This is a genomic window from Alteromonas sp. S015, from assembly GCF_036864485.1.
Classification (GTDB): Bacteria; Pseudomonadota; Gammaproteobacteria; order Enterobacterales; family Alteromonadaceae; genus Alteromonas.
On record NZ_JAZETO010000038.1, the window covers coordinates 1 to 247 of the forward strand.

Sequence of the window (247 nt, forward strand, 5' to 3'; positions counted from 1 at the left end):
ATGTTGTACCTCAAAGGTAATGACAACGCCAAACGATATTTAGCCAAGCTACAAAAGAGAATGAGCAAGGCGAAGGCCTTATCTGCACTCGCTCATAAAATCGGGCGATGTGCTTACTTTATGTTGAAGAACCAGCAGGTATTCGATGAAGAACGTTTTCTAAACGGGTAAGTCGCACAGTGGCATGAGCTGCAACGTCTAACTGGTTAAACGACGAGTATCAACTTATCGCACAGTACTCTGCATC

At 44.1% G+C, this 247-nt stretch carries 1 pseudogene; it reads left to right on the plus strand.

The annotated features are described in order from the left end of the window. A pseudogene (locus tag V7R42_RS19925) lies at positions 1–171 on the plus strand (IS110 family transposase); the annotation flags it as partial. Positions 172–247: the final 76 nt, after the last annotated feature.